Raw genomic sequence first — 23,194 nt, forward strand, 5'->3', positions numbered from 1 at the left:
TGGCGCCGGCGGCGCCCGTCACCCCGGTGGCGGTGGAGGTGACGCCAGCGGTAGCTGTGGCGTCAGAGACGGCGGAGTCCACTCAGCACCCTTTCCAGCAGCGCGTGGTCGGGCTGCCCGGTTCCGTACCCGGTCCCGTACACACGGATCTTTCCCTGGTCGGCCAGGTCGCTGAGCAGCACCCGGACCACCCCGAGCGGCATCTTGAGCAAGGCCGATACCTCGGCCACTGTACGCATGCGCCGGCACAGCTCGACGATCGCCCGCATCTCCGGCATGATCCGGGAGGACGCGCCGCCGTCCGTCAACTCCTTGCGCTCCTCGGCCGGTTCGAGCGCGGCGACGAAGGTCTCGACGAGCAGGACATGCCCGAAGCGGGTCCGTCCCCCGGTCAGGGAGTACGGACGGACGCGGGCGGGTCTGCGGTCCCCTCCGCGTACGGGCAGCCGGCGGCCGGGCTCGGAGGAGGGCGGCGTCATGTGGCGCTCTCCCTCGACTTGCGCAGCTCGTCGCGGAGTTCCGGGGTCAGTACATGTCCGGCGCGGCCGACGAAGAGCGCCATGTGGTACGCGACCACACTCATGTCGCAGTCGGGTGTGGCGTGCACGCCCAGGAGCGAGCCGTCGCTGATCGCCATGACGAAAACGCTGCCCTCCTCCATGGCGACCATGGTCTGTTTGACCCCGCCGCCGTCCATCAGCTTCGCCGCTCCCACGGTCAGGCTGCCGATGCCGGAGACGATCGTGGCCAGATCCGCGCTGGAGCCCCGGGGGCCCTCCTTGCGCTCGGTGGTGGCCGCCTCGGCGTTCTGCCCCGGATCCGAGGAGAGCAGCAGGAGTCCGTCGGACGAGACGACAGCGACCGAGTGCACTCCTGGCACCTCCTCGACGAGGTTGCTCAACAGCCAGTGCAGGTTGCGGGCTTCGCTGCTCAGTCCGAATGTGCCGGTCGCAGTCAACTGCGTGCCTCCTCGACTGTCTCCCCCGTCTCATCGGTATGTGTCTCGGTCCGCGCGGTGGGCGCTGCCGGGTCCGTGAACTCGGCCTCGACATCGCGCCGGCCTTCCTTCGCGCCCTGGTGGAAGCCGCCGAGCCTGCGGCGCAGGGCTTCCGCGTCGACACTGCCGGAGCGCCCGCTGGGCGCGGCGGCGGGTGCGACGATCCTGGGGGTGCGCTTGGGCAGTCCCTTGCCCGTGACGCGTTCCCGTCGGGGAGCGGGGAACTCGTCCGGGGCGGAGCCGGTGCCCGCGTCCGGACCAACCTCCGGTTCGGCTCCGGGGGCCGGGGAGGCCGCCGGGTCCGGGAGGGCGGTGGCGGGCGCGCCGGTCCGGCGCGGCAGCCGCATCGTGAAGGTGTCCTGGTCGGCGCCGTCGCCCGTCGGCTCGCCGTCGGCGACCCGCTCATGACGCTCGGGGCCGATGGCGTACGGGCCGGGCAGCGGGGCGGTCCCGGGCGCGGCGACGGCCTCGGCCGGGTCGAACCCGCGCTCACGCTCGGGCTCGGGCTCGAAGCCACGCTCACGCTCGGGTTCGGGCTCGGGCTCGGGTTCGCCCGTGGATCCGGCATCGGGAGCGGACTCCGGCGCCGTGACCTCGTCCGGCACGGCGGCGGAATCACGCCCGGTCGCGATGTCGGCATCGGGAGCGGCTTCGCTCTCGGTGCTGGCCTCGGTGTCGGTCTCGGTGTCGGACACGAGCTGCGCCCCGGCACCGTCCGTCCCCGTCCCGGCGGATTCCGCCTTGCGGATCGCCTCCTCCGCCGCGGCCACCAGCGGATCGGCCGCCGGACGTCCGGGAAGCGCGTTGGAGTTGGCCTCCGCCACCGATCCCGGCAGATGCAGCGCGGGCGCCGCCCCCGCCGTCCGTGCCTGGTGCGGCGCTCCGGCCGGCGGTGAGGACGGCAGCAGCGCCTGCGGGAGGACGATGACCGCGGCCACGCCGCCCTGCTGGTGTTCGCGCAGCTCGATCCGTACGCCATGGCGCGCCGCGAGCAGCGCGGCGACCCGCAGTCCGAGCCCCTCGCCCTCGATCTCGCCGCCGTAGCGCTTTCTGGCCGCCCGGCCTCCGGCGTCCTGGGAGTCGGTGTCCTTGGCGGGGCCCTTGGCGTCCTGGGGCTCGGCGAGGCGGGCGTTCAGCTCGGCGAGCCGGTCCGCGGACATGCCGATGCCCTGGTCCTGGACGGAGAGCATCACCTCTCCGCCCTCCAGCAGCCAGCCGGAGAGCTGCACTTCGGCGTCCGGCGGCGAGAAGGAGGTGGCGTTCTCCAGCAGCTCGGCCACGAGATGGCTGAGGTCGTCCGCGGCGAAGCCGGCCACCTGCGCGTGCGGCGGCAGCGAATGGATCGTGACCCGTTCGTACCGCTCGATCTCGCTGACGGCGGCGCGCAGGACGTCCACGAGCGGGACGGGTCCGTTGGAGCCGTGGCCGTGGTCGTGGCCGGCGAGCACCAGCAGGTTCTCGCTGTGCCGGCGCATGACCGTGGCCATGTGGTCGAGCTTGTAGAGCGTGTCGAGCTGATCCGGCTCCTGCTCGCGCTCCTCCAGCGTCTCGATCACGGCGAGCTGACGCTCCACCAGGCCGAGTGTGCGCAGGGAGAGATTGACGAAGGTGTGGTGGACCGTGTGCCGCAGCCGCTGGAGTTCGGCGCCGATCTCGGCCGTGCGCTCCTGGAGTTCGGCGCGCTGCGCGACGACCTTCTCGCGCGCGGCGATCAGACCCGCGCGGTCGCCGTCGAGCGTCTCGGCGCGGGCGGAGAGATCGAGCAGCTTGCCGTGCAGGCCGTTGAGGGACCGTACGACCTGGGCGAACTCGTCGTTGCGCCCGGTGAACCTGACCGGTTCCTCGGTCTCCGGCGCCGCCGCGAGCCGGGCCGCGCCGATCCGTACGACGGCGAGCGGCCTGGTGAGCGTACGGGCGACGGCGGTGGACACCCCGACGGCGATCAGCAGACAGCCGCCGAGCAGCGCGATCCGCAGTTCGAGGCCGGTGACGGCGTCGTCGCGGAGCGTTTCGAGACGTTCCAACTGGCTGGTGCCGAGTCCGGACTCGACGCCGCGCATCTGGTCGATCCTGGCGGAGAGCGCCGACTCGACCTTCTTCTGGTTGGCCTCGCGGTCGGCGTCGGAGAGCTCGGGCCGGTCGGTGAGCCGGGTCAGATACCCCTCGGCGGTCTTGACGTCGGGTCCGGTGACGGTGGCCGTCAGGGACTCGCGTGCCTCGCTGTCGGCGGTCTGGTCGAAGTCGGCGAGGGCGGCGAGTTCACGGACACGTGACTGCTGGGCGGCGGCGCTCAGCTCGTCGCGCAACTGGTCGTTCTTCTCGCTGTCCGCGTCGGCCGAGGACTCGATGGGCAGTCCGGTGATCGGGTCGTACTGCGGGGCGGTGTCCGTGGGCGCGGGCACGGCGAGCGCGGCCAGCAGCAGTCCGCGGGTGGCGGACGCCTGCTCGACGGCGCGGCCGAGCGCGCCGGGGGCGCGGGTGCCGTCGGCGGCCTCGGCCGGGGTCTTCTCGGCCAGTTCGTCCGCGAGCGCCTGGAGCTTGGCGATGACGTCGGAGTACGCGCGGTACGCCTCCAGCGCCGAGCCCTTGCCGGTGAGCGCGGTACGGCGGATGGAGGGGACGGTGGAGAGGTCGTGCAGCAGTCCGGGAGCGGCCGAGGCGGTGGTGCGTATCTCGTCGATCTGCCGGTCGACCCGCGTGCTGCGGGTGTCCGAGATCGTGTGCTTGCCCTTGCCACCGCTGCCGGAGCCCGAGCCCGTACCGGTACCTGTGCCCGTGCCGCTGTCGGAGCCCGCCGCGTCGCCGGAGTCCGCGCCGCCCGGCTGTTCCTCCCGCCCGGCGGCGATGAAGACGACCACCTCGTCGCGTTCGTCCGCGAGGGAGTGGGCGAGGACCGCGGCCTGCTGGTTGAGCCCGGCGAGGGTGACCAGACGCTGGGCGTCGTTCAGTTCGGCGGAGGCGGTGAGTACGGCGGGGGTGCCCGCCGCGACGACGGTGATGCCGAGGACGGCGACCCCGGCGACCAGCCGGCTGCGTACCCGCACGCGCCGTCCTTCCCGGACCGCGCCGCTTGCGTCCGTACCGCTCGCGGGCCCGGCCGCACCGGACCCGAGCCCGGCCGTACCGGTAGTGGGCCCGTCCGTGCCGGACCCGAGCCCGGCCGTACCGGTCGTAGGCCTGTCAGTACCGGGGGCGCCCGTGCCGCTCGCGCCCTTGCCGGGCTTCTTGCCCTTACCGCTCGTGCCGGCCGTGCCTACCGTGGCCGTGCCGGTCTCAGCCTTGGTCGTCCCGCCGCGCGTGACACCGTTACCCCGAGGCCGCTTCTTCTGCACCGGTGCTCGCATTCTTGATTCGTCCGCCCATGAAGCAGAGGTGACGACCGGTCACACGTAGGAATCCCCCACCCCTGGCACGGCTTCCGACCATTCCAGCGCATATGGGAGGGAGGCACGCGTCGGCCGCTCCGCCACCTGAACGAGTGAACATCACGAAGGAGTTGGCGAACAACTCTTCCCAGCCGGGGCCCAGCCGGAACCTGGTGTGCCGGGTGGACCTTCCGGGCGGGCTTTGGCAGGATGCGCGCCCGCAGCTTCCCCGGCACCCCCTTCCTCTTCCGGCCCCGGCCCCGCCGCACGTTGATTCTGACCGAATGACAGTGGTTGACCTGGCCCTACGAGTCCACGGGGCGTGCGTGCAGAGACCGTGAAGGACTCATGCGGGCCCTCGGTGGAATCGTGCAGACTGGACATCATGCGCATCGAACTGGCCAGCGTGCCGGGGGCCGCCGCGAGGCCCAATGAGGACTGGACATCCGTGGCTCTGCCCGCCGCCGGCCGGGGCGGAACGCTGGTCGTCCTGGACGGGGTGACGCCTCCGGCCGGGGACGACGGTTGTGTGCATGGCGTGCCCTGGTTCACCGCCAGGCTGGGCGGAGCGCTCACCGAACTGTCCGGTTCCCGCCGGGATATGACGCTGGCAGAGGTCCTCGGCGTATCGATCACACGTACGGCGGACGCACATCGCGAAACATGTGACCTTTCTCACGTACGTACCCCTCAGGCCACGGTGGTCCTGGCGCGCTGGGGCGCGGACGAGTTCGAACATCTGGTCCTCTCCGACTCGACACTGCTCCTGGAGTCGCCGGACGGCGCGGTGCGGGCGGTGCTGGACGACCGTCTGGACCGCGTACCGCGCGAGGCGCTGCGGTCGGCCGCCTCCGCGGACGCGCTGCGCAACGCGGACGGCGGCTTCTTCACGGCGGCGGCCGACCCGGCGGTCGCGGCGAAGGCGGTGACGGGCCGTACACCGCTGGCGGAGGTGCGGTCCCTGCTGGCGCTGACGGACGGCGCGGCCCGCTGGGTGGATGTCTTCGGCGAGGGCGGCTGGGCGGACTGCCTGGCGCTGGTGCGTAAGAACGGTCCGCAGGAGCTGATCGACCGGGTCCGGGCGGCGGAGTGGGCGGACCCGGACGGGCTGGCGTTCCGCAGGGGCAAGCCGAGCGACGACGCGACGGTGGCGTTCGTGGAGCTGTGAGGCGGCTGACGGCGGACGGCGGACGGCGGACGGCTGGAGCCGCCGCGCCCCGCCGCGCGGACCGGCTCCCCGGCCCGTCGGTGCGTCAGCTCTCGGCGCGCTCGTTGAGATGGTGGAGCAGCCGGGCCAGCTCGGCGATCTCCGCGCGGTCCCAGTCGGCGAGCTTCTGTACGTACAGCTCCCGGCGCGCGTTCCTGACCCGCCGGAAGCGGGTCGTGCCCTCCTCGGTGATACGGATGAGCCAGGCGCGGCCGTCGGCCGGATCGGGCTCGCGCGTCACCAGGCCCAGCACCTCCAGGGCGCGGAGCTGGCGGCTCATCGTCGCCTTGCCGACCCCGAAGTACGCGGCCAGTTCGGTGGCCCGCTGACTGCCGGTCTCCTCCAGCCGTACGAGCAGTCCGTACGCCGCGGGCTCCAGCTCGGGATGGACCTCACGAGCCACCTCGCCGGAATTGGCGCGGGCCCGGCGCAGAAAGACAGCCAGTTCCCGTTCCAGAGCCAGGAATTCCTGGTCCACACCCTTCCACCGGGTGTGCTCCGGCTCATTTCCCGTACCGGTCCCGTGCACGTCAGCACCCATCGCGCGCTTTTCCGCCCCTGAAGGTTTCCTTCGCCCACGGCTGTTGCCGCAGCTCGGACAGTATTTCGCAGGTTTATCCCGACGAGAGCCGCGTGGCGCGCTTCCGTCAACTGGTCCATTTGCGTAGCGTTATGGGTGATTTGTCCACAATCTTCTCCTGTGGACCGCTCTCTATGCGCCGCTTCACGCGCTCCCCCCACCAGGTCTTCGGAGGCACGAGATGTCCGTGCAGAGATCCGGAACGACCGGCCGCCGCTCACTCATCGCCGCGGTCGCCGCGCTCCTCACCACTCCCGCGCTTCTCCTCACCCTGCCGGGTGGGGCGGGCGCGACCGACGGGCCGGCGGATCCGCCGGCCGAGCCCCCCGCACGAGGTACGGCCCATATGGGCATGGGCGTCGTCGAGCAGGACGACCGGGGCCTTCCGCCCCGTGCGGACCGGGTCCCGCAGACCGAGGGCGTGGACGTCTCAGGACACCAGGGCAATGTCGACTGGACGGCCCTGTGGAGCAGCGGAGTGGACTGGGCCTACACCAAGGCGACGGAGGGGAACTACTACAAGAACCCCTATTTCGCACAGCAGTACAACGGCGCCTACAACGTGGGCCTGATCCGCGGGGCGTACCACTTCGCCACCCCCAACGACTCCAGCGGCGCGGGCCAGGCCGACTACTTCGTCGACAGCGGCGGCGGCTGGTCGCGCGACGGCAAGACCCTGCCGGGGGTGCTGGACATCGAGGGGAACCCGTACGGCGCGGCCTGCTACGGCAAGACACAGGGCCAGATGATCGACTGGATCGGCGACTTCCTGGACACCTACCGGTCCCGCACCGGCCGGGACGCCGTGATCTACACGTCCACGAGTTGGTGGAAGGCCTGCACCGGCAACTACACGGGCTTCGGCGCCACGAACCCGCTGTGGATCCCGCGTTACACCACCACGGTCGGTGAACTGCCCGCGGGCTGGGGCTTCCACACGATCTGGCAGTACACCTCCAAGGGCCCGATCGTCGGCGACCACAACAGGTTCAACGGCTCCCTGGAACGCGTCCAGGCCCTGGCGAACGGCTGACTCCCCGCCACCCCACCCACGCGCGGTCCCGCCCGGAACGGAAGGCCGGCCGGGACCGCGACACCCCGCCGGCCCCGCTGTCATGACCCACCCGCCAGCACCCGCCCACCGGTCAGCCCGCCCCGCACCCGGCACCAGCGCACCCCCGGTCCGGGCGAGCGTCCGAACCGCCGCTGCCGCTCGTGGGTGGACGCGGCCGCGGCCGGGCCCCGGTGGGGGGCCGGCCGCGGTCGTGGGTTGTGCGTGGAGGGCGGGTCTACCGGGGGTCAGGCCGCTGCCGGGAGCGGTACTTCCGCCGGGGACAGCGCCAGGTCCAGGACCTGGCGGACGTCCGTCACCGGGTGGACGTCCAGCTTGTCGAGGATCTCGGCCGGGACGTCGTCCAGGTCGGCCTCGTTGCGCTTCGGGATCACGACCGTCGTGATGCCCGCGCGGTGGGCGGCCAGCAGCTTCTGCTTGAGGCCGCCGATGGGCAGCACGCGACCGGTCAGCGAGACCTCGCCGGTCATGGCGACATCCGTACGGACCAGGCGCCCGCTCAGCAGCGAGGCGAGTGCCGTCGTCATCGTGATGCCCGCGCTCGGTCCGTCCTTCGGGACCGCGCCCGCCGGGAAGTGGATGTGCACGCCCCGGTCCTTGAGATCGGCGACCGGCAGCTCCAGTTCCGCGCCGCGCGAGCGCAGGAAGGAGAGCGCGATCTGTGCCGACTCCTTCATCACATCACCGAGCTGTCCGGTCAGGGTCAGCCCCGACCCGCCGGTCTCGGGGTCGGCCAGCGACGCCTCCACATAGAGGACGTCACCGCCCGCGCCGGTCACCGCGAGGCCCGTGGCCACGCCCGGCACCGCCGTACGGCGCTCCGCCGGGTCCTGCGCGGACTCGGGCACATGGTGCGGCCGTCCGATCAGCTTCCGCAGATGCTCGGCGCCGAGGGTGAACGGCAGCTCACGGTCGCCCAGCTCGTGCTCGGCCGCGACCTTGCGCAGCAGCCGGGCGATGGCCCGCTCCAGGTTCCGTACGCCGGCCTCCCGGGTGTACTCCCCGGCCAGCTTGCGCAGCGCGTCCTCCTCCAGGGTGACCTCGCCGGGCTCCAGCCCCGCGCGCTCCAACTGCCTGGGCAGCAGATGGTCCCGGGCGATGACGATCTTCTCGTCCTCGGTGTAGCCGTCGAGCCTGACCAGCTCCATCCGGTCGAGCAGCGCCTCCGGGATCGCCTCCAGGACGTTCGCCGTCGCGAGGAACACCACGTCGGACAGGTCGAGTTCGACCTCCAGATAGTGGTCGCGGAAGGTGTGGTTCTGCGCCGGGTCCAGGACTTCGAGGAGCGCCGCGGCCGGATCGCCGCGGAAGTCGGAGCCGACCTTGTCGATCTCGTCGAGCAGGACGACCGGGTTCATCGAACCGGCCTCCTTGATCGCCCGGACGATACGGCCCGGCAGCGCGCCGACGTACGTGCGCCGGTGTCCGCGGATCTCCGCCTCGTCCCGTACGCCGCCGAGCGCGACCCGGACGAACTTCCGGCCCATCGCGTGCGCCACGCTCTCGCCGAGCGAGGTCTTGCCGACACCGGGCGGCCCGACCAGGGCCAGCACGGCGCCGCCGCGACGGCCGCCGACCACGCCGAGCCCACGGTCCGCGCGCCGCTTGCGCACGGCCAGATACTCGGTGATCCGTTCCTTCACATCGTCCAGGCCCGCGTGCTCGGCGTCGAGGACCGCCCGCGCGCCCCGGATGTCGAACGCGGCGGTGTCGTCGGTCCGCTCGTTCCACGGCAGCTCCAGCACCGTGTCCAGCCAGGTGCGGATCCAGGAGCCCTCCGGGCTCTGGTCGGAGGCGCGCTCCAGCTTCTCGACCTCCTTGAGCGCGGCCTCCCGCACCTTCTCGGGCAGGTCGGCCGCCTCGACGCGCGTGCGGTAGTCCCCGGACTCGTCCTCGTCCCCCTCGCCGTTCAGCTCGCGCAGCTCCTTGCGTACGGCGTCGAGCTGGCGCCGGAGCAGGAACTCGCGCTGCTGCTTGTCGACGCCCTCCTGGACGTCCTTGGCGATGGACTCGGCCACGTCCTGTTCGGCCAGATGATGACGGAGCTGCTCGGTGGCGAGCTTCAGCCGGGCCACCGGGTCGGTGGTCTCCAGCAGCGCCACCTTCTGAGCGGTGGAGAGGAAGGGCGAATAACCGGAATTGTCGGCGAGCGCGGACACGTCCTCGATCTGCTGGACGCGGTCCACGACCTGCCAGGCGCCACGCTTCTTCAGCCAGTCGGTGGCGAGCGCCTTGTACTCCTTGACCAGCTCGGTGACCGAGCCGGGCAGCGGCTCGGGAGCGGTCTCGTCGACGCTCACGCCCTCGACCCACAGGGCCGCGCCGGGCCCTGTCGTACCGGCACCGATCCGCACGCGGCCACGGCCGCGGATCAGCGCTCCCGGGTCGCCGTCGGAGAGCCGGCCGACCTGCTCGACGGTCCCCAGCACGCCGGTCCCGGCGTAGGTCCCGTCGATGCGCGGCACGAGCAGCACCTTCGGCTTGCCCGTCCCTCCGTCGCCGATCCTGGCGGCGGCCTGGGCGGCCTCCACCGCGGCGCGGACCTCGGTGTCGGACAGGTCGAGAGGCACCACCATGCCGGGCAGCACGACCTCGTCGTCGAGCGGCAGCACGGGAAGCGTGAGCGGTGTGGACATGGCAGCCATGATCTCCCCTTCGGCAGTCAAGTTGAGCTATACCGACTCAATGCTTGTGAGCCCCTGGATGTTCCCCGGGCCGCGTTCGCTCTGAGCGATCATGTCGGCCGGGTCGGCCCTCCGGAACCCGCCCCGGCGAAAGGGCGGTGTGCGGTCAACGCGCCGCGCCCCTGATGGCTTCCCGGCCGGGGGAATCGGGGCCGATCGACATCGGGACGAAGACGGGCGCGCCACCCTCCGTCGTCCCTGGTGAGCGGGTGACGATCCGCCGCCTCGCACCTCGCTCGCATCGGCCCGCGCGCCCCGGCATCGCGGCGCGACGCCCCGCGGGCCTCTGTCGCCACGAGGCGTCGAGCGGCATGCTCGGGGCCGGACACGGGCACGGCCACGGAGGGGGAGTCGGCGAGATGCGATCACTAGGGTCCGCGGGTGGAGCGCTGCTGGCGGTGCTGGTGCCGGTGCTGCTGCTGGTGGGGTGCGACGGAAGCGGAAGCGCGAGGGGAAGCGGTACGGATACGCCGCGCGTCGGCACAACCGTCCCGCCCGGCCCAGCCGCCCCGTCCGGTACAGCCGTCCCGTCCGGCCCGTCCGCCTCGACTGCCGCGTCCGCCCCTGGCGGGCCCACCGGGCCGGCCTCCCCGCGCCCGCCGCGCGACGCGACCCTCGTCGTCGTCACCAGGTCCGGCGGTATCGCGGGCCGGCGCGACAGCGTGGTGGTGAACAACGACGGCGCCTACACCGTCCTGTCCTCCGGCCGTACGGCCGGAGCGGGACGGATGCGCCCCGCCGAGCTGGGCGCGTTGCGCGAGGCCCTGGCCGCGTCGGGTATCGAGCGGCTCCCCCGTGTGATGTTCGACCGGCCCGCCCCCGACGCCTTCGTCTACGCCGTCAACCACGCGGGCCACGAGGTCGCGGTCTCCGACGCGGAGCCCGTACCCGCGCTCCAGCGCGTCATCGCCGCGGTCCCCCTGCCCTCCTGACTGCCCTCCTGACCCGGCGGACCCTCCTGACCCGGCGCAACGGCGGACCCGACGGACCCGGCGGACCCGGCAATCCACGACCGGGCGGCCCGGCGGACCCCCGTGAACCGCCGCCGCGGGTGGCGGCGATAGAGAGGCGTGAGACTGTTCCGCCCCATGAGGGGTGACCGCGACGACGGCACGCTGCTGCGCGCCGTGGCCAAGGGGGACGCGGAGGCACTCGCCCTGCTGTACGACCGGCACGCCGGCTGGCTGCTGGCCCGGCTGACGCGTCGGTGCCCCGACCCCGAGACCGTACGGGAAGTGCTCCAGGACACCTTCGTGACCGTATGGCGCTCGGCCGCGACCCACCAGGGCGGCGAGGCGGGCGGCTGGCTGTGGGTGATCGCCGCACGGCGGCTGGTCGATGCCCAGCGCGCACGGGCACGGACCGAGCGGAACGACCGGGCGGAAGTGGCGTACGAACCGCGCCCCGTCACGCCCTCCGCCGAGGAACGGGTGCTGGCCGGGCTGGAGTACGGAGACGTCGGCGCGGCCCTCGACCGGATCTCCCCGGAGCTGCGCGAGGTGCTGCGCGCCACGGTCGTCGACGGACTGACCACCCGGGAGACCGCACAGCTCCTCGGCATACCGGAAGGCACGGTCAAGACCCGTGCGATGCGGGCCCGCAAGGAGCTGCGGGCCGCTCTGGAACGGATCGCCGCTCCGGAACGGATCGCGCCGACGGAAGGCACGGCATGAAGCACAACGGGAAGCAGGGCACGGGGCACGGCGCGGGGCACGGCCTGGAACAGGGCACGGCGCATGGTGCGCAGCGGGGCACGGGCGCCTGGCATGTGGAGGACGCGCTGGCCGTCCGCTACGCCGCGGGCTCGGCGCCGGAGCCCGACGCCTGGTCGCTGGAGAAGCACGTCGAGTCGTGCGGCGCGTGCGCGGTCCGGGTGTCCGCGGCGGTACGCGGGGGAGCCGCGGGTCCCGTGCTCGCCGAGGTGCGGGACGCGGTGCTGGCGACGGCGACGGCGGCGGGCCGGTCGACGGCGGTGCGGCCCACGGCGGGGCTGTCCGCGCCGACTGCCCCCGGGCTCGGGCTGACGGCCCGGGTCCTGTGGGCGGCGGGACCGGCGCTGCGCGGTTCCTGGCTGGTGGCCCTGGTGCTGGTGGCGGCGGGGGCGGTCGGTCTGGCGTACGGCGCCGGTTTCACCGGGGCGCGCCCGCTGCTGCTGGCACTGGCGCCGGTGCTGCCGCTGGCCGGGGTGGCCGTGTCGTACGGGGAGCACGTCGACCCGATGCACGAGATCGGCGCGTCCACACCGGGCGGCGGACTGCGGCTGCTGCTGACCCGTACGACGGCGGTGCTGGCCGTGAGCCTGCCGCTGCTGACCCTGGCCGGGGCGCTGCTGCCGTCCTCGGCGGATGTGCCCGGCGCGGCGGCCTGGCTGCTCCCGGCCCTGGCGCTGACGCTGGCCACGCTGGTGCTCGGTTCGTATGTGGGCTGTCGTACGGCGGCCGGGGCGGTGGCGGCGCTGTGGACGGTGGCGATCGCCGTATCGCTGCTGGGAGCGGCGCGCCGGGGTGGCGGTACGGGGATCTCGCCGCTGCCGGCGGCCGAGCTGTCGGCGTATCTGACGCGCTTCCTGGCCGGGGCGGCGGCGCAGGGCGGCTGGGCCGCCGGGGCCGTGGTGTGCGCGGGGCTGCTGGTGCTGCGGCGGCGCTCGTTCGACCGTCCGTCCTTCGGCGCTCCGGGGCGCGCATGAGACACGGGAAAGGACGCGCGCCGCACGGACGCGCGCCCCACGGACGAACACCACGCAAGCGAACGCCACGGAAGAACAGCCGCCGCGGAAGAACAGCACGACTGGCACGCACGACTGACATGAGTGAGACACGACTGACATGAGTGAGAGGGGAACGCGCGTGACGGCAACGGACGCGGTGGCGGTGGCGGTACGGGGACTGACCGTCAGACACCGCCGGACGGTCGCGCTCGACACGGTCGAACTCGGCCTGGGCACCGGCGTGCACGGACTGCTCGGCCCCAACGGCGCGGGCAAGACCTCCCTGATCCGGGTGCTGGCAACGGTCGCCGCGCCCGCCGAGGGGCGGGTGGAGCTGCTGGGCCGGGATGTCTCCGAGCACCGGGCCCGCGCGGCGGTACGGCGGCGGCTCGGCTATCTCCCGCAGGAGTTCGGCTACTACCCGGGCTTCACGGTCCGCGAGTTCGTCTCGTACGTGGCCTGGCTCAAGGAGATGCCCGCGCCGCGCGTACCGGGGGCCGTGGAGCGCGCGGTCGGCCGGGTGGGGCTGGCGGACCGTATCGACGCCAAGGTGAAGACCCTGTCGGGAGGCATGGTGCGCAGGGTCGGGATCGCCCAGGCGATCGTCAACGAGCCGGATCTGCTGCTGCTCGACGAGCCGACCGCCGGTCTCGATCCGGAACAGCGCGTCGAGTTCAGGGAGTTGCTCAGGGAGGTGGGGGCGGCCTCCACCGTGATCGTCTCCACACACCTGGTGGAGGATGTCGCGGCGGCCTGCTCCGAGGTGACGCTGCTGGAATCCGGCCGGGTCGCGTTCCGGGGTACGACGGCGGAGCTGACCGCGCTGGGATCCGGCGCGGGCGAGGCGGGCGACAACCCGATCGAGCGCGGCTACACGGCGGCGGTCCGGGCGATACGGTCGCACCGCGCGGCGTCCGGGACCTCGCCCGGGACCGCCCCGCCCAACACCACCCCGTCCAAAACCGCACCGTCCGGGACCACCCCGTCCGGGAACACCCCGGATGCCGGGCGATGAGCGCCCTCGGCATGTCCGGTGCGACGGACACCCCCGGCACGCCGCACGACCACAACCCCAGCAACAACCCCGACCACAACCCCGGCCACGGCCCCGGTCCCGGCCCCCGGAACGACCACGGCCCCACGCGCCTCCGGGCCGCACGCCCCCTCCGCGCCGAGCTGCTGCGGGGCATCGGCCCCTGGACCGGGGCGGCGGCCGCCGTGATCATCGCGGTCACCCTCTTCTCCAGCGCCGACCGCTGGCAGGGGCGCTGGACGGAGACCACCGATCTGGCCCGCGTCGCGGCCGTACTGCTCTGCGGACCCCTCGCCGTCGCCGCCGGGTGCTGGCAGGGCGGACGGGAGCGGCGGCGCCGCACCGACGAGCTGTGGTCCTCGCTCGCCCGTACCCCGCTGCGCCGGGCACTCCACGCGCTGGCGCCGGCGGCGCTCTGGCCGCCCGCCGGCTATCTCGTCGGCACGGGCGCCTGTCTCCTCGCGACCTGGCCGTACGCGAGCGATGGCCATCCGTTCGTGTCACTGATCGCCGCCGATCTGGTGGCCCTCGCCTCCCTCGGTGTGCTGGGCTTCGTCGCCGGGCGGCTCATCCCGTGGCGTCTGGCCGCACCCGGGCTCGCACTCGTCGCCTATGTCGGTCTGGCCGTTCCGGTGTACAGCGGCGCGGACGCCCGCTGGCTGGATCCGGGCATCGACCACACGTACTCCTGGGACCGGCCGGTGTGGTGGTTCGGACCCGCGAGCGCGGTGTGGACGGGCGGTCTCGCGGCGACGGCGCTCCTGGCGTACGCGGCCCGGTCCCGCCTCGTCGCGCTGGTGCCCCTGGTCCTCGCCGTCGCCGCCGCCGTACCGATCGCGCGGACCGGTGACGCCGTGTGGCGGCCGGATCCGGAGGCGGCCCGGCTGGTCTGCGACGACGGCACACCGCAGGTGTGCGTGACGGCCGTCGACCGGAAACTGCTGCCCGCGACCTCGTCCGCGCTCGCCGGTGTCAACGCGAGACTGCGCGGTGTACCGGGCGCGCCCGTGCGCTGGGTCGACCACCCGCACACGCTCCGTCGGGGGGAGGCGCGCCTGCTGAGCCCCGCCGGCCTGGCCGTACGCAACAGGCTCCCCGATCCCGCCCTCTACGCGAACTGGGCGGTCGGCGGGCTCTTCGACGAGGACTGCGATCAGACCGCGTCCGACGCCGCCGCCCGGGAGCGGGCCACCGCCGTCAGCGCCGCCGTACACCAATGGCTCGCTCCCCGGCCCGACTCCGGCGCCCCCTCATGGCCGGAGGCCACGGCGCACCTCAAGCGGCTGGAAGCCATGAACGCCGAGCAGAGCCGTGCCTTTCTCACCCGCTACCTGGCAACCGGCCGCTGCCGCGCCGACGAGGTGCCGCTCCCATGACCATGGCCTCCGGCGCCCCCGGGACGACCCCCGTCACTGCCCCCGTCACCACCCCCGCCCGCCTCGCCGCGGTCCTCTATGCCCGCTCGCGTGTCCTGCCCGCCACCCTCGGCACGCTCGTCGGCACCGCGCTCACCGCCGCGTGGGCCGCGCACTGGCTCCAGGCGCAGCCGCACTTCGATCACAGCGCCCGGGTCCCGGTGGTCGTGCTCGCTCCACTGATCGCCGCCGGGGCGATCGGCACCGGGCTGTACACCCACAGCGACGAGCTGGACCGTACGGCCGTACGCCCCTGGTGGCCCCGGCGGCTGGTCCATCTCGTCGTGCTGACCGTGCTCGCGGCCGGGCTGCTCGCGCTCGCCGTCCCCGGCCGTCCCGACGAGTTCGGCGCCCCGGCGATGGTGCGCAATCTCCTCGGCGCCGCCGGGGTCACGGCCGCGGCGGCGGCCCTGCTCGGGGCGCGGCTGAGCTGGCTGCCGATGACGCTCTATCTGAGCGCCGCGTATCTGTCGGCGCCGAGGACGCCGGGCGGCGTCGGCGCCGTATGGGCCTGGCCGATGCAGCCGGGGCCGCAGGGCGCGGCGTGGGCGGTCGCGGCCGTCGCGTACGGGGTCGGCGCGGCGCTGTACGCGTGGCGCGGCGCCCGGCCGGAAGGACACTGAGGCACCTCCACCGGGCGGACGCCCGGCCGGAGGGGCACCACGCGCGGCACCGCACGCGCCGCTCGCCGCCCCCGAACGCGAATCTCCCGCCCCGCTCGCCGCCCCCCGTACGCGGATTTGTCCCTCTCCGGCCCCGCGCACCAGGATGTCGGCCACGACGTCCAGCGACGGAGAGGTCCGCATGCCCGCACCCGCCACATCCGAATCCGTACCCCCCTCGGTCCCCGTCCCGAGCCCCGTCCCCGTCCCCGCCCCGGCCCCCGCCTCCGCCCCGGCTCCCGCCCCGGACTCCGCTCCCGTCACCCTCGACCGCCGTGACGGCCCCTACGGCGAGATCGTGCTGCGACAGCACGGCGAACGGCTGGAAATCATCGCCAACGGGTGCTTCCTGATGGACACCTCGGACGGCCGTTCCGAGCGGCTGCTGATCGACGCCGCGCTGGCCACGCTCCTCGCCACCCGTTCCGGACCGCGACCGGAACCGCCCGCCCCGCGCCCCGGACCGCCCTCCCCGCGGCCGTCCGTCCTCGTCGGCGGCCTCGGGGTGGGGTTCTCCCTCGCGCACGCCGCCGCCGATCCCCGCTGGGGCCGGATCGTGGTCGTCGAGCGTGAGCAGGCCGTCATCGACTGGCACCGGGAGGGTCCGCTCGGCCGGATCTCGTCCTCGGCGCTGGCCGATCCGCGCACGGCGATCGTCCGCGCCGATCTGGTGGAGTACGTGCGCACCGCCACGGAGCGTTACGACGCCCTCTGCCTGGACATCGACAACGGCCCGGACTGGACCGTGACCGAAGGCAACGGGAATCTGTACGCGGCGGACGGACTGGCCGCCTGCCGCGCGCGGCTGAAACCCGGCGGTGTGCTCGCCGTATGGTCGGCCCAGCCCTCCCCCGCCTTCGGCGATGCGTTGCGGAATGCCGGTTTCACCGGGGTACGGGAGGAAGAGATCCGGGTTGCCCGAGGCGTACCCGACGTGGTCCATCTCGCTGTTCGCACTGCGTAGCCGGAAAGCTCCCGCTGCCTCTACGCTGCACCACACACACATCGATCCGCGTCTCCGCGCGGATCGTGGATCAAGGATCGCGGAACGCGTACCAGGGGCGGGGCGATGGAGCAGACACACACCAGCCACAACGGAGTCGCGGCCACGCCCGGCGCCCAGCGCCGGGTTCTGGTCGTCGAGGACGACGCGACGATCGTGGACGCCATCGCAGCACGGCTGAGGGCCGAGGGATTTCTGGTGCAGACGGCGGTGGACGGCCCGGCGGCCGTCGACGCGGCCGAGGCCTGGCAGCCGGACCTGATGGTCCTCGATGTGATGCTGCCCGGCTTCGACGGCCTGGAGGTCTGCCGCCGGGTCCAGTCCCAGCGCCCGGTGCCCGTGCTGATGCTGACGGCACGCGACGACGAGACCGACATGCTGGTCGGCCTCGGGGTCGGCGCCGACGACTACATGACCAAGCCGTTCTCCATGCGCGAACTGGCCGCGCGGGTCCATGTGCTGCTGCGCCGGGTGGAGCGCGCGGCGCTCGCCGCGGTGACACCGCGCAGCGGCATCCTGCGCCTGGGCGAGCTGGAGATCGACCACGCGCAGCGCCGGGTGCGGGTGCGCGGTGAGGATGTGCATCTCACCCCCACCGAGTTCGATCTGCTGGTCTGTCTGGCGAACACCCCGCGGGCCGTGCTCTCGCGGGAGCAGCTCCTCGCCGAGGTGTGGGACTGGGCGGACGCCTCGGGCACCCGTACGGTCGACAGCCACATCAAGGCGCTGCGCCGGAAGATCGGTGCCGAGCGGATCCGTACGGTGCACGGTGTCGGGTACGCGCTGGAGACCCCCGCGCCATGAGCCCGTCAGGGTCCGGCGGCCCCGGCGGCGGCTCCGGCGGGGACAGACACGGCCACGGCACACCGGGCGCGGAGAGACACGGCGCACACGGATCCGGCGGGTACGGAGACGGCGCGGACGGATCCGGCGGGTACGGCGGGTATGGACACGGCGGCGACGGCCCCGGCAGGGACGTGCGTGCCGGGGCCGGGGCGTACGACCGGACGGGCCGGCGCGCGGCCGAGCGGGCCCGGCATCCCCGTCCGCCGGCCGCCGGCGCTCCGGAGAGCACGGGCCTGCGGCCGTTCTCCATCAAGGCCAAGCTCGGCACCCTGGTCGTTGTCTCCGTCTTCATCACCACCGGTCTGCTGATGGTGGCCCTGCGCACCGAGACGGAGCTGCGCTTCATCACGGTCTTCTCGGTGATCGCCACCCTGCTGATCACCCAGTTCGTGGCCCACGGGCTGACCGCGCCCCTCGACGAGATGAACACCGTCGCCAAGGGCATCTCGCACGGCGACTACACCCGCCGGGTGAGCGGCGCCGACCGCAAGGACGAACTGGGCGACCTCGCCTCCACGATCAACCGCATGGCCGACGACCTGGAGGCGGAGGACCGGCACCGCAAGGAGCTGATAGCCAATGTCTCGCACGAACTGCGCACGCCCATCGCGGCCCTGCGCGCCGTGCTGGAGAACGTGGTCGACGGGGTGTCGGCCGCCGATCCCGAGACGATGCTCACAGCGCTGCGGCAGACGGAGCGGCTCGGCCGGCTGACGGAGACCCTGCTCGACCTGTCCCGGCTGGACAACGGCGTCGTACCGCTGAAGGCCCATCGCTTCGAGGTGTGGCCGTATCTCTCCGGAGTGCTCAAGGAGGCCAATCTGGCCGCCTCGCAGCGCGCGACGAGTTCCGGCTCGGGCAACCACTCGCGTACGGACGTGCATCTGCATCTGGATGTCTCGCCGCCCGAACTGACCGCGCACGCCGACACGGAGCGGCTGCACCAGGTCGTCGCCAACCTCATCGACAACGCCGTCAAACACAGCCCGCAGCACGGCCGCGTGACCGTACGGGCCCGGCGCGGCAGCGGGCCCGATTCGCTCGATCTGGAGGTCCAGGACGAGGGTCCCGGGATTCCGGAGCAGGAGCGGCACCGGGTCTTCGAGCGGTTCAACCGGGGTACCGCGCCGTCCCCGCACGGCCCCGGCAGCGACGGCGGTACGGGTCTGGGGCTGGCGATCGCGCGCTGGGCGGTGGATCTGCACGGCGGCCGGATCGGGGTGGCCGAATCGGCTCGCGGATGCCTGATACGCGTCACTCTTCCGGGAACATCCCGGGCGCACGGTTGACGTACGCTTCGAACTGTTGGCGCATGATCTTCGGGATACGTCCCGCGGAGGGCCCGGGGAGGGCCCGGGGAGGGCCCGGCAGCAGCCGAGGGAGCCCCGGCAGGGGAGCCACCGCGCCGCGGCCCGGCCCTCGCCGCGACGCCGTGTGCTCCTCCGCCGGCCCGACGCTGCCCCGACGCGGCCCCGCCGGTGCGGAACCCCGCTTGTTTCCCGCCATTTCAGCCACCGAAACCCGCCTTCGGATGTGACTTGCGCGACGATGGCACGCCCGGCCTGCACCTGAAGGCCTGGTAGGCGTAGCCTTGATTCCCGCTGTCCATCACCTTGTGAAGCGGAAGAGGGCGGTTCACGCCGTGTCGTCTCAGTCCCCCAGTAACGCGAGCATCTCGACCGACGAAGACGGGCAGGGCAAGAACCCTGCCGCTGCCTTCGGAGCCAATGAATGGCTCGTCGACGAGATCTACCAGCAGTACCTCCAGGACCCGAATTCGGTCGACCGTGCCTGGTGGGACTTCTTCGCCGACTACAAGCCGGGCACGTCCGGCACGGCGGGCGATCCCACGGAGGGAGCCGTGACCTCGGTCGCGGGTGCCTCGGTGACCACGGCCCAGGCCGCGCCGGCCCAGGCCGCGCCCGCGGCCCCGGCCAAGCCCGCCACCCCGGCCCCGGCCCCGGCGGCGCAGGCTCCGGCGGCCCCCGCGGCCTCGGCTCCCGCTCCCGCTCCGGTGCGGACGGCCCCGCCCGCGGCTCCCGCCGCCCCGGCGGCCCCCGCCGCGCCCGCCGCCCCCGCGGCTCCGGCCGCCGCGCCGGCCGCCAAGGCCGCGCCCGCGGCCCCGGCGAAGCCCGCCGAGGCGCACGAGGGCCCGGAGTACGTGACGCTGCGCGGCCCCTCGGCCGCCGTCGCGAAGAACATGAGCGCCTCGCTGGAACTGCCCACGGCCACCTCCGTGCGCGCCGTCCCGGTGAAGCTGCTCTTCGACAACCGCATCGTCATCAACAACCACCTCAAGCGCGCACGCGGCGGCAAGATCTCCTTCACGCACCTCATCGGGTACGCGATGGTGCAGGCGCTCAAGGCGATGCCGTCGATGAACTACTCCTTCGCGGAGCGCGACGGCAAGCCGACCCTGGTCAAGCCCGAGCACATCAACTTCGGTCTGGCCATCGACCTGGTGAAGCCGAACGGCGACCGCCAGCTCGTCGTCGCCGGCATCAAGAAGGCCGAGACGCTCAACTTCTTCGAGTTCTGGCAGGCGTACGAGGACATCGTCCGCCGCGCCCGCGGCAACAAGCTGACGATGGACGACTTCACCGGTGTCACCGTCTCGCTGACCAACCCGGGGGGTCTCGGCACGGTCCACTCCGTGCCGCGTCTGATGCCCGGTCAGTCGGTCATCATGGGCGTCGGCTCGATGGACTACCCGGCCGAGTTCCAGGGCACCTCGCAGGACACCCTGAACAAGCTGGGCATCTCCAAGGTCATGACGCTGACCTCGACCTACGACCACCGGGTCATCCAGGGCGCCGCCTCCGGCGAGTTCCTGCGGATCGTCAGTCAGCTCCTGCTCGGCGAGAACGACTTCTACGACGAGATCTTCCAGGCGCTGCGCATCCCCTACGAGCCGGTCCGCTGGCTCAAGGACATCGACGCCTCGCACGACGAGGACGTCACCAAGCCCGCGCGGGTCTTCGAGCTGATCCACTCCTACCGGGTGCGCGGCCATGTCATGGCCGACACCGACCCGTTGGACTACCTCCAGCGCAAGCACCCCGACCTGGACATCACCGAGCACGGGCTCACGCTGTGGGACCTGGAGCGGGAGTTCGCGGTCGGCGGCTTCGCCGGCAAGTCGATGATGAAGCTGCGCGACATCCTGGGCGTGCTGCGCGACTCGTACTGCCGCACCACCGGCATCGAGTTCATGCACATCCAGGACCCGAAGCAGCGCAAGTGGATCCAGGACCGGGTGGAGCGCCCGCACGCCAAGCCGGAGCGCGAGGAGCAGCTCCGCATCCTGCGCCGGCTGAACGCGGCCGAGGCGTTCGAGACGTTCCTCCAGACCAAGTACGTCGGCCAGAAGCGGTTCTCGCTGGAGGGCGGCGAGTCCGTCATCCCGCTGCTGGACGCCGTCCTGGACGCCGCGGCCGAGTCGCGGCTCGACGAGGTCGTCATCGGTATGGCCCACCGCGGCCGGCTGAACGTCCTCGCCAACATCGTGGGCAAGTCGTACGCCCAGATCTTCCGGGAGTTCGAGGGCAACCTCGACCCGAAGTCGATGCACGGCTCCGGCGACGTCAAGTACCACCTGGGCGCCGAGGGCACCTTCACCGGTCTGGACGGCGAGCAGATCAAGGTCTCGCTCACCGCCAACCCCTCGCACCTGGAGGCGGTCGACCCGGTCCTGGAGGGTGTGGTCCGCGCCAAGCAGGACATCATCAACAAGGGCGGTACGGACTTCACCGTGCTGCCGCTCGCGCTCCACGGCGACGCGGCCTTCGCCGGCCAGGGCGTGGTGGCGGAGACGCTCAACATGTCGCAGCTCCGCGGCTACCGCACCGGCGGCACGGTGCACATCGTCATCAACAACCAGGTCGGCTTCACCGCCGCCCCGGAGTCCTCGCGCTCCTCCATGTACGCGACCGATGTCGCCCGCATGATCGAGGCGCCGATCATCCATGTGAACGGCGACGACCCCGAGGCCGTGGTCCGGGTCGCGCGGCTCGCCTTCGAGTTCCGCCAGACGTTCAACAAGGACGTCGTGATCGACCTCATCTGCTACCGCCGCCGCGGTCACAACGAGGGCGACAACCCGCAGTTCACCAACCCGCAGATGGTCCGGCTGATCGACAAGAAGCGCTCGGTGCGCAAGCTCTACACCGAGTCGCTGATCGGCCGCGGCGACATCACGCTGGAAGAGGCGGAGCAGGCGCTCCAGGACTTCCAGGGCCAGTTGGAGAAGGTCTTCGCGGAGGTCCGCGAGGCCACCTCGCAGCCCGCCCCGGCCCAGGTCCCCGGCGTCCAGGCCGAGTTCCCGGTCTCCGTCACGACCGGGGTCTCGCAGGAGGTCGTCAAGCGGATCGCCGAGTCGCAGGTCAGCATCCCGGAGACGGTCACCGTCCACCCCCGGCTGCTGCCGCAGCTCCAGCGCCGCGCCTCCTCGGTGGACGACGGCACGATCGACTGGGGCATGGGCGAGACCCTCGCCATCGGCTCGCTGCTGATGGAGGGCACCCCGGTCCGGCTCTCCGGCCAGGACACCCGCCGCGGCACGTTCGGCCAGCGCCACGCGGTCCTGGTCGACCAGGAGACCGGCGAGGACTACACCCCGCTCCAGTACCTCACCGGCGAGCAGGCCCGTTACAACGTCTACGACTCGCTGCTCAGCGAGTACGCGGCGATGGGCTTCGAGTACGGCTACTCGCTGGCCAGGCCGGACGCGCTGGTGATGTGGGAGGCCCAGTTCGGTGACTTCGTCAACGGCGCGCAGACGGTCGTGGACGAGTTCATCTCCTCGGCCGAGCAGAAGTGGGGCCAGACCTCCGGCGTCACGCTGCTGCTGCCGCACGGCTACGAGGGCCAGGGCCCGGACCACTCGTCCGCGCGCCCGGAGCGCTTCCTCCAGATGTGCGGCCAGAACAACATGACGGTCGCCATGCCGACCCTGCCGTCGAACTACTTCCACCTGCTGCGCTGGCAGGTCCACAACCCGCACCACAAGCCGCTCGTCGTCTTCACCCCGAAGTCGATGCTGCGTCTGAAGGCCGCGGCCTCCAAGGCGGAGGAGTTCACCAGCGGCGGCTTCCGCCCGGTGATCGGTGACACGAGCGTGGACCCGAACGCGGTGCGCAAGGTCGTCTTCTGCGCGGGCAAGGTCTACTACGACCTGGACGCCGAGCGGCAGAAGCGCGGCATCACGGACACCGCGATCCTGCGTCTGGAGCGGCTGTACCCGCTGCCGGGCGCGGAACTCCAGGCCGAGATCGCCAAGTTCCCGAACGCCGCGAAGTACCTGTGGGCGCAGGAGGAGCCGGCGAACCAGGGTGCCTGGCCGTTCATCGCGCTCAACCTGATCGACCACCTGGACCTGGCGGTCGGCGCCGACATCCCGCACGGCGAGCGGCTGCGGCGCATCTCGCGCCCGCACTCCTCGTCCCCCGCGGTCGGCTCGGCCAAGCGCCACCAGGCGGAGCAGCAGCAGCTCGTCAGCGAGGTCTTCGACGCCTGACCCGCACGCCGGTACACACCCGGGGGCCCGGTCCCGCGATCGTCGCGGGGCCGGGCCCCCGGGCTGTCCGGCCCGTCGCCACGGCCGTGCGGCCCGTCGCCACGGCGG

General features: G+C 72.7%; 17 protein-coding genes. 12 read left to right on the forward strand and 5 right to left on the reverse strand.

Going from position 1 to position 23,194, the window contains the following annotated elements:
* Positions 1-62: 62 nt before the first annotated feature.
* Genes ACFYYH_RS03640 through ACFYYH_RS03650 form a run of 3 tightly spaced genes read right to left on the reverse strand, consistent with a single transcriptional unit; the run spans position 63 to position 4,341 of the window.
* Positions 63-479, reverse strand: a complete 417-nt coding sequence (locus ACFYYH_RS03640) for a DUF742 domain-containing protein (RefSeq protein ID WP_388545421.1) — start codon at positions 477-479, stop codon at positions 63-65.
* Complete coding sequence (locus ACFYYH_RS03645; RefSeq protein ID WP_388545423.1) at positions 476-958, reverse strand: roadblock/LC7 domain-containing protein; 483 nt, start codon at positions 956-958, stop codon at positions 476-478. The genes ACFYYH_RS03640 and ACFYYH_RS03645 overlap by 4 nt, the downstream gene beginning before the upstream one ends.
* A complete protein-coding gene (locus ACFYYH_RS03650) occupies positions 955-4,341 on the reverse strand; it encodes a nitrate- and nitrite sensing domain-containing protein (protein WP_388545424.1) in 3,387 nt (1,128 codons plus the stop codon). The genes ACFYYH_RS03645 and ACFYYH_RS03650 overlap by 4 nt, the downstream gene beginning before the upstream one ends.
* 406 nt (positions 4,342-4,747) lie before the next feature.
* Between ACFYYH_RS03650 and ACFYYH_RS03655 the strand changes: the two genes are divergently transcribed.
* On the forward strand, positions 4,748-5,530 hold the full coding sequence (locus ACFYYH_RS03655) for a hypothetical protein (protein WP_388545426.1): 783 nt from the start codon (positions 4,748-4,750) through the stop codon (positions 5,528-5,530).
* Between the two features lie 85 nt (positions 5,531-5,615).
* Here the strand turns inward: ACFYYH_RS03655 and ACFYYH_RS03660 are convergent, their stop codons facing one another.
* Positions 5,616-6,110, reverse strand: a complete 495-nt coding sequence (locus ACFYYH_RS03660; protein ID WP_388545429.1) for a MarR family winged helix-turn-helix transcriptional regulator — start codon at positions 6,108-6,110, stop codon at positions 5,616-5,618.
* Positions 6,111-6,330: 220 nt separating this feature from the next.
* Between ACFYYH_RS03660 and ACFYYH_RS03665 the strand changes: the two genes are divergently transcribed.
* Complete coding sequence (locus ACFYYH_RS03665; protein ID WP_388545431.1) at positions 6,331-7,182, forward strand: lysozyme; 852 nt, start codon at positions 6,331-6,333, stop codon at positions 7,180-7,182.
* A 266-nt stretch (positions 7,183-7,448) separates the two neighbouring features.
* Here the strand turns inward: ACFYYH_RS03665 and lon are convergent, their stop codons facing one another.
* Positions 7,449-9,866, reverse strand: coding sequence for an endopeptidase La (gene lon / locus ACFYYH_RS03670; RefSeq protein WP_388545433.1), 2,418 nt, complete (start codon positions 9,864-9,866; stop codon positions 7,449-7,451).
* A gap of 398 nt (positions 9,867-10,264) precedes the next feature.
* Here lon and ACFYYH_RS03675 point away from each other — a divergent pair, with 398 nt between their 5' ends.
* From ACFYYH_RS03675 to ACFYYH_RS03720, 10 genes are all read left to right on the forward strand, one after another.
* Positions 10,265-10,837, forward strand: coding sequence for a hypothetical protein (locus tag ACFYYH_RS03675; RefSeq protein ID WP_388545436.1), 573 nt, complete (start codon positions 10,265-10,267; stop codon positions 10,835-10,837).
* A 156-nt stretch (positions 10,838-10,993) separates the two neighbouring features.
* Entirely contained in the window at positions 10,994-11,578 is a 585-nt protein-coding gene (locus ACFYYH_RS03680) for an RNA polymerase sigma factor (RefSeq protein ID WP_388545437.1), read from the forward strand.
* A complete protein-coding gene (locus ACFYYH_RS03685) occupies positions 11,575-12,591 on the forward strand; it encodes a zf-HC2 domain-containing protein (RefSeq protein ID WP_388545440.1) in 1,017 nt (338 codons plus the stop codon). Before ACFYYH_RS03680 ends, ACFYYH_RS03685 begins: the two co-directional genes overlap by 4 nt.
* A 139-nt stretch (positions 12,592-12,730) precedes the next feature.
* Positions 12,731-13,627 (forward strand): ABC transporter ATP-binding protein, encoded by an 897-nt coding sequence (locus ACFYYH_RS03690; protein WP_388545442.1) that lies wholly within the window; start codon positions 12,731-12,733, stop codon positions 13,625-13,627.
* The gene (locus ACFYYH_RS03695; protein ID WP_388545445.1) at positions 13,624-15,021 is read left to right on the forward strand and encodes a hypothetical protein; all 1,398 of its coding nucleotides are present in this window, start codon (positions 13,624-13,626) and stop codon (positions 15,019-15,021) included. The genes ACFYYH_RS03690 and ACFYYH_RS03695 overlap by 4 nt, the downstream gene beginning before the upstream one ends.
* On the forward strand, positions 15,018-15,683 hold the full coding sequence (locus tag ACFYYH_RS03700; RefSeq protein ID WP_388545446.1) for a hypothetical protein: 666 nt from the start codon (positions 15,018-15,020) through the stop codon (positions 15,681-15,683). Before ACFYYH_RS03695 ends, ACFYYH_RS03700 begins: the two co-directional genes overlap by 4 nt.
* 181 nt (positions 15,684-15,864) lie before the next feature.
* The gene (locus ACFYYH_RS03705; protein WP_388545449.1) at positions 15,865-16,686 is read left to right on the forward strand and encodes a spermidine synthase; all 822 of its coding nucleotides are present in this window, start codon (positions 15,865-15,867) and stop codon (positions 16,684-16,686) included.
* Between the two features lie 105 nt (positions 16,687-16,791).
* A complete protein-coding gene (locus tag ACFYYH_RS03710) occupies positions 16,792-17,529 on the forward strand; it encodes a response regulator transcription factor (protein ID WP_388545451.1) in 738 nt (245 codons plus the stop codon).
* Positions 17,530-17,804: 275 nt separating this feature from the next.
* A complete protein-coding gene (locus ACFYYH_RS03715; protein ID WP_388546307.1) occupies positions 17,805-18,860 on the forward strand; it encodes an ATP-binding protein in 1,056 nt (351 codons plus the stop codon).
* A 353-nt stretch (positions 18,861-19,213) separates the two neighbouring features.
* The gene (locus ACFYYH_RS03720) at positions 19,214-23,086 is read left to right on the forward strand and encodes a multifunctional oxoglutarate decarboxylase/oxoglutarate dehydrogenase thiamine pyrophosphate-binding subunit/dihydrolipoyllysine-residue succinyltransferase subunit (protein WP_388545454.1); all 3,873 of its coding nucleotides are present in this window, start codon (positions 19,214-19,216) and stop codon (positions 23,084-23,086) included.
* Positions 23,087-23,194: the final 108 nt, after the last annotated feature.

Origin of the sequence: Streptomyces sp. NPDC002018 (assembly GCF_042890865.1) — a bacterium.
In the GTDB taxonomy this organism is placed as follows: domain Bacteria; phylum Actinomycetota; class Actinomycetes; order Streptomycetales; family Streptomycetaceae; genus Streptomyces.

What these genes read in the sequence shown, in the direction of transcription:
- ACFYYH_RS03700 (WP_388545446.1), top strand. Translation starts at nt 15,018, where the DNA reads ATGACCATGGCCTCCGGCGCCCCCGGGACGACCCCCGTCACTGCCCCC.
- ACFYYH_RS03640 (WP_388545421.1), bottom strand. Translation starts at nt 479, where the DNA reads ATGACGCCGCCCTCCTCCGAGCCCGGCCGCCGGCTGCCCGTACGCGGA.
- ACFYYH_RS03685 (WP_388545440.1), top strand. Translation starts at nt 11,575, where the DNA reads ATGAAGCACAACGGGAAGCAGGGCACGGGGCACGGCGCGGGGCACGGC.
- ACFYYH_RS03705 (WP_388545449.1), top strand. Translation starts at nt 15,865, where the DNA reads ATGCCCGCACCCGCCACATCCGAATCCGTACCCCCCTCGGTCCCCGTC.
- ACFYYH_RS03690 (WP_388545442.1), top strand. Translation starts at nt 12,731, where the DNA reads ATGAGTGAGAGGGGAACGCGCGTGACGGCAACGGACGCGGTGGCGGTG.
- ACFYYH_RS03660 (WP_388545429.1), bottom strand. Translation starts at nt 6,110, where the DNA reads ATGGGTGCTGACGTGCACGGGACCGGTACGGGAAATGAGCCGGAGCAC.
- ACFYYH_RS03710 (WP_388545451.1), top strand. Translation starts at nt 16,792, where the DNA reads ATGGAGCAGACACACACCAGCCACAACGGAGTCGCGGCCACGCCCGGC.
- ACFYYH_RS03680 (WP_388545437.1), top strand. Translation starts at nt 10,994, where the DNA reads ATGAGGGGTGACCGCGACGACGGCACGCTGCTGCGCGCCGTGGCCAAG.
- ACFYYH_RS03695 (WP_388545445.1), top strand. Translation starts at nt 13,624, where the DNA reads ATGAGCGCCCTCGGCATGTCCGGTGCGACGGACACCCCCGGCACGCCG.
- ACFYYH_RS03675 (WP_388545436.1), top strand. Translation starts at nt 10,265, where the DNA reads ATGCGATCACTAGGGTCCGCGGGTGGAGCGCTGCTGGCGGTGCTGGTG.
- ACFYYH_RS03665 (WP_388545431.1), top strand. Translation starts at nt 6,331, where the DNA reads ATGTCCGTGCAGAGATCCGGAACGACCGGCCGCCGCTCACTCATCGCC.
- ACFYYH_RS03650 (WP_388545424.1), bottom strand. Translation starts at nt 4,341, where the DNA reads ATGCGAGCACCGGTGCAGAAGAAGCGGCCTCGGGGTAACGGTGTCACG.
- ACFYYH_RS03655 (WP_388545426.1), top strand. Translation starts at nt 4,748, where the DNA reads ATGCGCATCGAACTGGCCAGCGTGCCGGGGGCCGCCGCGAGGCCCAAT.
- lon (WP_388545433.1), bottom strand. Translation starts at nt 9,866, where the DNA reads ATGGCTGCCATGTCCACACCGCTCACGCTTCCCGTGCTGCCGCTCGAC.